Here is a 7,318-nt window from a genome sequence, read left to right on the forward strand (position 1 = left end):
AACACGTACTACCGCGAGGAGGATGGGTTCAACCTGGCGGACGTCTCGCAGTACGGGAACGCCACCCCCGATTTCACCAGCGTATACGCGGTGAGGAGGGACGCGGTGGCGCTTGGCAACGGGCGGGTTTCCAATTACACTATAGCGAGGCTTGAAGTATGGCAAAAAAAATGAGGGGGATGTTTTCCACGCTTGCAGTGCTCCTGTTCTGCATGGGCATACTCGCGTTCGTAATACCGCTGGCCAGCCAGGGGATCAGAAGCAGCCACGCCGTTTCATCGATGATAGGAAGCGACACGGGCATGGCCAGGTATGCCGCCATCGGGGACCAGCTGAGGAAAATCGGCGCTACTGCGTACAACATAACCGTTTCCAACAACACCGTGGAACTGCGTGAAAGCTTTCCGGTCAGGAGCATATCCCAAGAGCTCGAGGCTTTCCGGGCGTTCGAGCAGAATTACTCGGATGTTAACGTAAGCATGGAGACCGGGAACCTGGCTAACGGGACTTTCCTCATAATTCCGTCCAACGTGACCATCTCGCACGCCCAGGATAGGGCCTATATCGTCCCTTCGGGCGCCGGGAGCGGGGAACAGGTCGCTGGTTATGTGATATTGCTCAACTTCCCTGCCGCGGCGGTGGACTCCGCGGGATGGGAAACCATTTCCCGGGACAACGGAAGCGGGGGGCTGCCGGTGCGCGTGCATGTACAGGACGCGACTTATTCAACGTATCTGGATTTTTACGAAAGCGTCAGCCGGACAGGGACCAGCAGGATGAATATCACAAAGGACGGGGCGCTCGTTGGGTATGTTGTTTTCTCCGGCCCGAGCGCGGTCGAGATTTATTCGAAGGAAAAAATGGATTTAAAAGCTTTGGCGGAATTTAGGAATGAGGTGCGCGTGGAGACCGGCGATTTGCTGAGCGTGCGCGCGGCCGCGAACAAAACAGCCAGGTTGAGGGTGGCTTGAAGGCCCAGGGAAACGGATGGTGGCATGAAAGTCTCGGAAATCATGAAGACAAGATTCCTCTATTTCGACGGAGACGAGAGCCTGCTCGGGGCGGCAAGGAAGCTTTTCGCGAAGAACAGGCGGGACGTGCCTGTCCTTTACCAGGGCAAATTTATCGGGATGCTCACCACTTCGGACATCGCGGAAGCGATGGTCAGGGGCGGCATAACTGAAAACTCAAGGCAGGAGCTGATAGCCAAGCTCGGGGGCGAGCCCATACGGAAGCACATCAAAAGGGCGCTGCTCGGACCCAGCGGGCTGGACCCTGAAAAGGAAATTAACGAGGTTTTCATCTTCCTTGCGAAGAGCGATGTCGAATGCATACCGGCCATAGACAGGAGGAGGCGCCTGATGGGGGTGGTTTTCGCCTCTGACGCAAGGAAAATAATGTTCAGGATACTTTCGCAGGGCTCTCCGCAGGAAAACGCCCCGAAGAAGAGGAGCGCGCCCAGGCGGGGTGGCGTGGACACTGCGATAGACCAGATAGAGCAGTTCGTGCGCCAGAAGGGCACCGTGAGTTCGGAAGAGGTCGCCGTGCAGTTCAAGCTTCCGCTTTCAACAGTGGAGGATTATGCGGTTAGCCTGGAGAAGTACAGGCTGCTCAAGATAGAATACACGATGTTCGGAAAAATGACCCTGAAGAGGCCTGAGTGATTGCATGCCTTTACTCAACAGCTACAAGGTGAATGCGGACGGCGTGGAGGCAGAGGTTACTATAGAGAAGCAGCCGGGCAAGGCTTACATATACAGCATAGCCATACCGCATCCGGAGCCCGCGACCAGCGCATACCTCCACACCATAAAATCCGAGCTGCTCAGGCAGGTGAGGCTCACCACGCAGGAAGTGCTGGACATAAAGCTCATGGCCGAGCTCAAGGAGAAATTTTACAACATGGCAGTGAAGCTGGTGAAGGACAGCATACCGAATCTCACGGATCAGAAGACGGCCGAGCTTTCCGGGATGATAGTGCAGGAGCTGCTCGGCCTCGGAAGCATAGAGTTCCTGCTGAAGGACGACGATTTGGAAGAAATCTGCGTTAACAGCGCCAGGGAGCCCATCTGGGTGTACCACAAGAAGTACGGATGGTGCAAAAGCAACCTCAGGATGGAGAGCGAGTCCAGGATATGGGATTACGCAAGCCTCATCGGAAGGAGGGTAGGGCGGCAGATAACCGCCCAGGACCCGCTCCTGGACGCATACCTTCCCACGGGCGACAGGGTGAACGCGACGCTCAGCCCGGTTTCGGTGTTTGGGAACACGATAACAATCAGGAAGTTCGCGAGGAAGCCGTGGACGATAACCGACCTAATACTCTCAAAAACTATAAACGAGGAGGTCGCGGCATTCATATGGCTGGCCATGCAGTACGAGCTCAACATACTGGTGGCAGGGGGCACCGGAGCCGGGAAAACTTCCATGCTGAACGTCCTTTGCTCATTCCTGCCCCAGAACCAGCGCGTGGTTTCCATAGAGCAGACGAGGGAAATAACGCTCCCATCATATCTCCAGTGGGTGCCCATGGTGGTGAGGCAGGGCGGCAGGGACGCCAAGGGCGATGTTACGATGCTGGACCTCATGGTGAACTCGCTGAGAATGAGGCCGGACAGGATAATAGTCGGCGAAATAAGGCGCTCCGAGGAGGCCGAAGTGCTCTTCGAAGCCATGCACACCGGGCACTCGGTTTACGCGACAATGCATGCGGAAACCGTTTTCGAGACTTTCAAGAGGCTGGTGAGCCCGCCCATAGAACTGCCGGAGGTGGTGCTCGAATCGCTTCACTTCGTGCTTTCGATGTACAGGGACAGGAGGAGCGGGATACGGAGGGTTTTCGAGATAGGGGAGCTTATACCTTCCGAGAAGGGCGGGAGTGTTACCGCTAACCTGGTCTACCGCTGGCGCTCTTCCAAGGACATAATAGAGTCAGAGAACCCGAGCGTGAGGCTGCTTGAGGTGCTCAGGACGTACACCAGGATGGACGACGAAGAGATAAAACAGGGCATAGCCGAGCGCGCGAAAGTGCTCCACTACCTCGCGGTGAAGAAGATAAACACCGTTGACGAGGTCGGGAAAATGGTCCTGCAGTATTATGAGAACCCGGATTCGGTCATGAAGATGGTGAAAAAAACAGGCTAAGGAGTGTTTGGAACATGATACCCCTGCTGCTGCTCCCTGAAAAGCCCGCGAGAAAGCTGGCGCACTACCTCATGGGGCTGGCTGCGCGAATCCAGCCGGTTCTGGGCTACCTGGAGGCAGTGCTGTACAGGATTGACTCCAAGTACACATTAACCGAGTACATAGGGCTGAACCTGCTCAATTTCATGATTTACCTGGTTTTCGGCGCTGCTCTCGCTTACGCGGTGCTTTTCAGGATGAACAACCCGAACGCGTTCGTGTTCGCGCTGGCTGCCGGGCTGTCAGTGGGGCTCGTGGTGTTCGGGCTTGGAATAGTTTATCCGAACTGGCTCGCGAGAAAGAAAATAATCCAGATTGACAGGAACCTGCTCTTCGCGGCAAGGCATCTCAGGATACAGACAACCGCGAACGTCCCGCTTTTTGAGTCCTTCGTCTCGGCTTCCCACGGCTACGGCGCGGTTTCCGACGAGTTCGCGTACATAGTCAGGAGCGTCCAGGCCGGCGCCAACCTTGCCTATGCGCTGGAGGACTCGGCGGCAAAAAACCCCTCATACTATTACAGCCGCATACTATGGCAGATTTCCAACGCGGTGAAGGCAGGGACCGATGTGGGGCCCGTGCTTTCCGACATAGTGGACTTCCTGGCTGAGGAGCAGAGGATAGAGATGAGGAACTACGGCGCCCAGCTCAACACGCTGGCGATAATGTACCTCATGATGTGCATAATCGCGCCCACAATAGGGTTGATATTCATCATGGTGATATCCTCGTTCGTGGACCTGCCGATAACCGACCAGGTCTTCTATTTCATAATAGGGGGGCTGGTGTTCGTGCAATACATGTTCGTGGGCCTGATAGAGAGCAGGCGCCCGGTGGTCGCGATTTGATTCGGTGTGCGCATGGCGGTTGACTGGTACGTGAATCTCTGGGCGGAACTGCTCCGCTACAATGACATCGGGTACGATGCGCGAAAGTTCTCCATCAACCTCTTTTTCGGGTCGCTGGATTTCGGGATGATTGCCCTCATACTCCTGCGGCTGGGCGCGTTCCAGGTTCTCGGAGGCGCCCTGGCCGTTTCGGCACTGGTGCACGTAGCCGTGTACACGTACCTCCTGCTCGGCGCGAATTCGAGGGGCGGAAAAGTCGAGGAAGTGCTCCCTGACTTCCTTTCGCTGGTGGCGAGCAACATACGCTCCGGGCTCACGCCGGACAAAGCGATAATAATGTCTGCGAGGCCGGAATTCGGGCCTCTCGCGAGCGCGGTGGCGAACGCCGGGAAGAACAGCATAACCGGCATGCCGCTCGACCAGGTAATGATGAGCATGAACGAGCGCATAAAGTCCGAAGTCCTGAGCAAAACCATATGGCTGGTAGTGGAGGGCCTGCACTCCGGAGGCGACATGTCCGAGCTGCTCGAGAAAACCGCGTTCGACTTGAGGAAGTTCAGGTCTGTGAAGAGGGAGGTCAATTCCATAGTGCTCAATTACGTCCTGTTCATCATGACCGCGGTCACGTTCGGGGCCCCGCTGCTCTACGGGATATCCGGCTTCCTCATCGAGATAATGATGGCAATCAAGAGCAGGACCGGAAGCGGGGGGGACGCGTTCGCGGCGATGAGCCAGGTCAACATATTCAAGGGAAAAATGGCATTCACTTCAGAAGGGCTCACGCTTTTCTCTGCGGTCGCCATAGGCGTTACTGTGCTCTTCGGATGCATGGCTGTCGGGGTTATGTCCACCGGAAGAAGGGAAGACGGCTTAAAATACTTTCCGTTCCTGCTCGTGATAGCAATCGGGTTGATGCTAGGCATGAAGATGGCGCTGATGGCCTTGCTCGGGCCGATGATTTCCGGATGAGGGGCGCGAAATCCACTGCGGCCCGGCAAATCTCCACGGCCTGAAGGCCGCGGATGCCCTGAATCAGTTTCTTGCAGGATGAATGTAGCCCTTGGAATCCACTTCATACCTGTGCTGGCGGTTTAGGGGGCACACGAGCACCCTGCTGTTCTCCTCGGTAACTAGCTGGGAGAACAGGCCTTTTTCGAAATTGCACTGCTGGCAGGAGTAAGCCATCGTATCACCTGTATTATTTTTGCATATCGCGCCGCTGAAACGCTGCGGCTGGTCGCGGAAGCATTTATAGGATGGAAAGCAATAAAAAGCTTGGCCCAGCGGCTCACCAAAATCCAGCTCTCTTCACCAGCAGAACGCAGAAAAACGCGGCTGTGAGCACGAGCACGACCGCGCCCCCCGCAGCTATGTCCAGGTAATAGGAAAGCGAGAGCCCGGCCAGCATCGAAACCACGCCCAGGGCCGAGGAAAGCATGATTCCGCTCTTGAACCCTTTTCCGAGGAGCAGCGCCGTGGACGCGGGTATCACCATGAATGATGAGACGAGGAGTATGCCCACCACGCGCAGGGACATCACGACAGCGACCGCGGCGAGCACTATGAGCATGGAATTCAGGCGTTCTACGGGAATTCCGGCGGCCTTCGCGGATTCCTCGTCAAAGGTCATGTACATCAGCTCCTTGTAGAAGAGCGCGAGCGCGGCCAGCGTGAGCGCTCCCACTGCGGCTATTAGAAGCAAATCGTTCTGGCTCACCGCCAGTATGCTGCCGAAAAGGTAGGACATCAGGTCGGTCCCGAACCCGCGCGACATGCTCACGAGCACCACTCCGAGCGCGAGCCCGAAGGAGAAGAATATCGCGACCGCGGCGTCGCCGTAAACCTTCATCTGCTTCAGCTTCTGGATTCCGAGCGCCGAAGCCACTGCGAATGCGAGCGCTGACAGCAAAGGGTAGACGCCGAAGAACATCCCTGCGGCTATCCCTCCGAAGGATATGTGCGCGAGCCCGTCCCCGAGCATCGACATCCTCCTGAGCACTAGGAAAAAGCCTATCGCGGAGCATATCGCGGCTATAAGCACGCCTGCTATGAGGGCGCGCTGCATAAAACCATATTGAAGCATTTCCAGCATCAGAGCACCTAATGGTGGTGGGGCACCATGCCCAGCTCGGATTCGTAGGCGCAGCGCAAATCCGCGCTGTCAAAACCCTCGGAAATTTCGTGCATCCTCACCGTCCGGTTGACGCACGCGAGCCTGTTCACCCTTTTCGTCACCATCCCGACATCGTGGGATATGAGCACGAGGGTCATTTTCATCTTCTTGTTGAGGCTTCCGAGCAGCTCGTAGAAATCGTGCTGCGCCTCTGCGTCCACGCCCACCGTGGGTTCGTCCAGAATAAGCAGTTCGGGTTCCGAGGCAAGGGCGCGGGCGATGAACACGCGCTGCTGCTGGCCCCCTGAAAGCTCGCCGATGCGCTTTCCGGCCATGGAGAGCATGCCGGTGCGCCTGAGCGAATCCTCAACTGCCTTGTTGTCCGCGGCAGAGAGCTGGTTCATGAGCCCTGCCGAAGCGAACCGCCCCATGCTCGCGGCTTCTAAAACCGTGGCTGGGAAATCAGGGTCGAACGAGGTGGCCTTCTGCGGGACGTATCCGATTTTCTTCCAGTCGCGGAATTCCGCCAGCTCCTTGCCGAATAGTTTTATGGTGCCCTGTCCTGGTTTGAGCAGGCCGAGCATGAGCTTCACGAGCGTTGTTTTGCCCGCGCCGTTCGGGCCTATCATGCCCACGAAATCCCCCCTGCGCAATTCGAAGCTGGCATTGTCCAGCACGGGCTGGCTCCCGAAGCTGAAGGACACGCCGCTGAACTCCACAATCTTTTCCTGCTTTTGAGACAAGCAATCCACCACTATGGATATTTACCTGCACGCCAAACCTTTTTTTAGGTTTGCCAGGTTCTCCTCCATGAGCGTGATGTAATTTCCGCCTCTCGCGTTTTCATCAGGAGTGAGCCCGTGCACCGAATTGAACACCAGCGCATAGCCACCTATTTCCTGGGATATGGTCTGCGCGGACCGCGGGTCTATGAGGCTCTCGAAAAAAACCGCGCTCACGTTCCTTTCCCTGGCCTGGGTTATTATCGCGGCAAGCTCTGACGCTGAAGGCTCTGCTTCCGGATTTATCCCGGTTATCGCGACCTGATTGCAACCGTATTCCCTGCAGAAATAGCCGAGCGTCGCGTGGGTTATGAGCACGTCTTTCTTTTCGCACGCGCTCATTCCGCTTCTTATCTTCGCGTCCAGCGCATCCAGCTTGGTTTTGTAATTTT

At 56.5% G+C, this 7,318-nt stretch carries 9 protein-coding genes; 5 read left to right on the forward strand and 4 right to left on the reverse strand.

Annotated features, from left to right (window positions below; genetic code table 11):
* Window positions 1–158: 158 nt before the first annotated feature.
* From WC488_03970 to WC488_03990, 5 genes are read left to right on the forward strand one after another with little or no spacing between them, the layout of a single operon-like run.
* Window positions 159–971, forward strand: coding sequence for a hypothetical protein (locus WC488_03970; protein MFA5077556.1), 813 nt, complete (start codon window positions 159–161; stop codon window positions 969–971).
* 24 nt (window positions 972–995) lie between these two features.
* Window positions 996–1,664 carry a CBS domain-containing protein gene (locus WC488_03975; protein ID MFA5077557.1) on the forward strand — a complete coding sequence of 223 codons (669 nt, stop codon included), beginning with the start codon at window positions 996–998 and terminating at the stop codon, window positions 1,662–1,664.
* A 4-nt stretch (window positions 1,665–1,668) separates the two neighbouring features.
* Window positions 1,669–3,144: an ATPase, T2SS/T4P/T4SS family gene (locus tag WC488_03980; GenBank protein MFA5077558.1), complete on the forward strand. Its 1,476-nt coding sequence runs from the start codon at window positions 1,669–1,671 to the stop codon at window positions 3,142–3,144.
* Window positions 3,145–3,158: 14 nt separating this feature from the next.
* A complete protein-coding gene (locus tag WC488_03985) occupies window positions 3,159–4,031 on the forward strand; it encodes a type II secretion system F family protein (GenBank protein MFA5077559.1) in 873 nt (290 codons plus the stop codon).
* 12 nt (window positions 4,032–4,043) lie between these two features.
* Window positions 4,044–5,000 (forward strand): type II secretion system F family protein, encoded by a 957-nt coding sequence (locus tag WC488_03990; protein ID MFA5077560.1) that lies wholly within the window; start codon window positions 4,044–4,046, stop codon window positions 4,998–5,000.
* A 63-nt stretch (window positions 5,001–5,063) separates the two neighbouring features.
* Here WC488_03990 and WC488_03995 read toward each other — a convergent pair whose 3' ends face one another.
* The 4 genes from WC488_03995 to WC488_04010 all read right to left on the reverse strand — a co-directional run.
* The gene (locus tag WC488_03995; GenBank protein MFA5077561.1) at window positions 5,064–5,216 is read right to left on the reverse strand and encodes a hypothetical protein; all 153 of its coding nucleotides are present in this window, start codon (window positions 5,214–5,216) and stop codon (window positions 5,064–5,066) included.
* A 103-nt stretch (window positions 5,217–5,319) separates the two neighbouring features.
* Window positions 5,320–6,123 (reverse strand): metal ABC transporter permease, encoded by an 804-nt coding sequence (locus tag WC488_04000; protein MFA5077562.1) that lies wholly within the window; start codon window positions 6,121–6,123, stop codon window positions 5,320–5,322.
* 8 nt (window positions 6,124–6,131) lie between these two features.
* Window positions 6,132–6,887: a metal ABC transporter ATP-binding protein gene (locus tag WC488_04005; protein MFA5077563.1), complete on the reverse strand. Its 756-nt coding sequence runs from the start codon at window positions 6,885–6,887 to the stop codon at window positions 6,132–6,134.
* Between the two features lie 21 nt (window positions 6,888–6,908).
* On the reverse strand, window positions 6,909–7,318 hold a 410-nt coding region (locus tag WC488_04010; protein ID MFA5077564.1), incomplete at its 5' end, for a zinc ABC transporter substrate-binding protein.

The sequence above is a fragment of the Candidatus Micrarchaeia archaeon genome (assembly GCA_041650355.1).
Taxonomy (GTDB): Archaea; Micrarchaeota; Micrarchaeia; order Anstonellales; family Bilamarchaeaceae; genus JAHJBR01.

What these genes read in the sequence shown, in the direction of transcription:
- WC488_03985 (MFA5077559.1), top strand. Translation starts at nt 3,159, where the DNA reads ATGATACCCCTGCTGCTGCTCCCTGAAAAGCCCGCGAGAAAGCTGGCG.
- WC488_03980 (MFA5077558.1), top strand. Translation starts at nt 1,669, where the DNA reads ATGCCTTTACTCAACAGCTACAAGGTGAATGCGGACGGCGTGGAGGCA.
- WC488_03975 (MFA5077557.1), top strand. Translation starts at nt 996, where the DNA reads ATGAAAGTCTCGGAAATCATGAAGACAAGATTCCTCTATTTCGACGGA.
- WC488_03970 (MFA5077556.1), top strand. Translation starts at nt 159, where the DNA reads ATGGCAAAAAAAATGAGGGGGATGTTTTCCACGCTTGCAGTGCTCCTG.
- WC488_03990 (MFA5077560.1), top strand. Translation starts at nt 4,044, where the DNA reads ATGGCGGTTGACTGGTACGTGAATCTCTGGGCGGAACTGCTCCGCTAC.
- WC488_04000 (MFA5077562.1), bottom strand. Translation starts at nt 6,123, where the DNA reads ATGCTGGAAATGCTTCAATATGGTTTTATGCAGCGCGCCCTCATAGCA.
- WC488_03995 (MFA5077561.1), bottom strand. Translation starts at nt 5,216, where the DNA reads ATGGCTTACTCCTGCCAGCAGTGCAATTTCGAAAAAGGCCTGTTCTCC.